4 protein-coding genes are annotated in these 2,825 nt (G+C 70.7%); all 4 read right to left on the reverse strand.

The genetic code is table 11. The features are described 5' to 3' along the window. Positions 1-65: 65 nt before the first annotated feature. Positions 66-1,061, reverse strand: a complete 996-nt coding sequence (locus tag VIB55_RS23535; RefSeq protein WP_331879122.1) for an ABC transporter ATP-binding protein — start codon at positions 1,059-1,061, stop codon at positions 66-68. A 24-nt stretch (positions 1,062-1,085) separates the two neighbouring features. After that, on the reverse strand, positions 1,086-1,793 hold the full coding sequence (locus VIB55_RS23540) for a hypothetical protein (protein ID WP_331879123.1): 708 nt from the start codon (positions 1,791-1,793) through the stop codon (positions 1,086-1,088). Between the two features lie 80 nt (positions 1,794-1,873). After that, complete coding sequence (locus tag VIB55_RS23545; RefSeq protein ID WP_331879124.1) at positions 1,874-2,605, reverse strand: hypothetical protein; 732 nt, start codon at positions 2,603-2,605, stop codon at positions 1,874-1,876. A gap of 17 nt (positions 2,606-2,622) precedes the next feature. Beyond that, a partial coding sequence (locus tag VIB55_RS23550; protein ID WP_331879125.1) for a hypothetical protein occupies positions 2,623-2,825 on the reverse strand: 203 nt, incomplete at its 5' end.

Raw genomic sequence — 2,825 nt, forward strand, 5'->3', positions numbered from 1 at the left:
CACCCAGGTGCTGATGCGCCGCAGGTGGTCGCGCAGCTCGTACGCCGTCAGGTGAAGCAGGGTCGTCACGCCGCCCCCGCGTCCCGCGGCGTCGCGTCCGCCTCGCCATCCTCGACGACAGTCGCTGGAACGTCGGCTGGCACTTCAGCCGCCACCTCCGACACCACTTCGACCGGCACCGGCCGGGCGAGGCTCAACCCCCGCATCAGGGTGAAGTATACGTCCTTCAGGTCGGGCTCCACGGGGCGGAACGTCTCGTCGGGCGGGGCGTCGGCGAACACGTGCACCACGGTGCGACCGCCGACCAGCGTGGTGGAGATGACGGGATGCGCCTGCTCGAACGCGGCCAGCTCGTCGCGGGGCACCTCGCGGCTCCACACCCGCCCGCGGATGGCACGGACAGCCTCCGTCGGCTCGGCCTCCAGCAGGATGCGGCCGGACTGGATGACGGCCATCCGCTGGCACAGGTCGCTGACGTCTTCCACGATGTGCGTGGACAGGATTACAACCGCCTGCTCGCCCAGCTCGCTCAGCAGGTTCAGGAAGCGGACGCGCTCCGCGGGGTCCAGCCCGGCGGTGGGCTCGTCGACGATGATCAGCCGCGGGTTGCCGATGAGCGCCACGGCGATGCCGAAGCGCTGGCGCATGCCGCCCGAGAACCCGCCCAGCCGGCGGCCGCGCGCCTCCCACAGGTTGGTCTGCTCCAGGAGAGACTTCACCACGTCGCGCCGCTCGCCCGCGCGGGTGACGCCCTTCAGCAGGGCGAAGTGGCCCAGCAGCTCCTCGGCCGTGGCGCGGGGGTACAGGCCGAACTCCTGCGGCAGGTATCCCAGCGTGCGCCGCACCCCCTCCTTGTCAGACAGCACGTCCAGCTCGCCCAGCCGCGCCCGGCCCGAATCCGCCTCCTGGAGCGTAGCAAGGATGCGCATCAGCGTGCTCTTGCCGGCGCCGTTGGGGCCCAGCAGCCCGAACATGCCTCGCGGCACCGTGAGCGAAACGTCGCGCAGGGCGTGTACGCCGTTGGGATACGTCTTGGAAAGACGCTCGATCGTCAGGTCCACGAACTCTGGGTGGTGAGGGTTGGATCAGCGCGGCTGAGTCGGCGGCGGCGCGGGCGCGGGCGCGGGCGTAGCGGGACGCGTAGGATGTGCACGCCGCACCTGGAACGCGATCCCCGCCATCACCGACCTGACCGGCTGCCGGCCGGTGCGCACGCCTGGTCGATCGGGGTGGTACTTCTCGGCCGTGCCGAAGGCGCCAGTCACGTAGTAGTGCATCCCGTATGGCCCGCCGGTACGATACGCGACCGTGGGTGCCCAGTAGCGGGGCTCCACCTGCTCGTAGTTGTCGGCGAGCAGGATGGCGATCTGCCGCCGCCCCAGGATGGCGTACCCCTGGGTGGTGTACCAGCCGGATCCGTCAGGCTGCATGCGCCCCAACTGCACGTAGGCCATGACGTGAGTGCCCGCCGCGAGCACCCCCGCGCCCGCGTCGACCCCGAGCTGCGAGCCGGGGGCCTGCACGTACAGGTCCAGCTCCGACGACACGACCGGGGCTGAATACGTGAAACCCGCGCTGAAGCCAGGCGTGGAGTCGGTCGCCGTCCAGCCGTATCGCACCCCGGCTCCCAGCTGCGGAACCAGGATGCTCTCGCACGTTTCCGGGCCGCACAGCGACTTGCCCGCCCCCATCGTGATATAGCCCGTGATGCCTTGCTCCACGCGCGGACCGTGGGTCACGATGGGCGCGCACCCTGCGGCGCACGCCAGCAGCAGCGCGGAACACCATTTCATGTACATGTCGGCATCACCCGGAAATTATCGGCCGCCGGAACGGACCGAAACCGCTCGGCGGCGGCGTGAGCGCGAGGGGATCAGCGCGGCGGGCCGGGCGGCGGCGGCACGGGCGGAACGGGCCCCCGCACGGGGGGCAGGCTGCCGGCGGGCGCCGCCGACAGCACGTCGAACACGACGCCCATCAGCACCGCCCTCACCGGCTGGCGCTCCGTGCGCGTGTCCGGCTCATCGAGTTCGTGAAACGTTACGCGGGCCGAGCCGAACGCGCCCGAGGCGTAGACGTGCACTCCGTACCGGCCGCGCGTCCGGTACGCGATCGTCGGCGCCCAGTAGCGCGGCATCACCTCCTCGTAGGGCGGGTCCGGCAGGAAGGCGTCCGTCCTCTCGGTCAGCAAGGCAAAGCCCTGCGTTGTGTACCAGCCGGAACCGTCCGGCTGCATTCGCCCCACCTGCACGTAGGGCATCACGTGCGTGCCCGCCGCCAGCACCCCCGCGCCCGCGTCCAGGGCCAGCCACGAAGCGGGCGCCTGCACGTACAGGTCCACCTCCGAAGACTCGACGCCGACGGAATACGTGAATGCCGCGCTCCAGCCGGGCGTGGAGTCGGTCGCAACCCGGCCGTAGCGGGCGCCGCCGCCCATCTGCGGAATCAGGTCCGTGTCGCAGGTTTCCTGGCTGCACAACGACCGCGTGCTGCCCAGGGTCCCGAACAACGTAAGGCCCGGCTCCACGCGCGGGCCGTGGGTAACGACGGGCGCGCACGCGGCGGCGCACGCCAGCAGCACGATGGCTGAAAATCTCAGGATCACTTGGATATCGTCTGGGGTCAGCGCGGCAGGGCCGTCTGCGGCACCGGCGGGATGGAGCGTTGCGCAGGCGCGCGCGGAGGCACCGGCTGCACGTCGAATATGATCCCCATCATCACGATGCTCACCGGCTGGCGCGTGGTGGTGCGCGTTTCAGGCGTCTCCGCGGAATACCCCACGGCTTTCGCACTGCCGAAAGCCCCCGAGAGGTACACGTGAACGC

The organism is Longimicrobium sp., assembly GCF_036554565.1.
GTDB lineage: Bacteria > Gemmatimonadota > Gemmatimonadetes > Longimicrobiales > Longimicrobiaceae > Longimicrobium.

Coding starts and splice junctions, on each gene's coding strand:
- VIB55_RS23540 (WP_331879123.1), bottom strand. CDS start 1,793: ATGAAATGGTGTTCCGCGCTGCTGCTGGCGTGCGCCGCAGGGTGCGCG.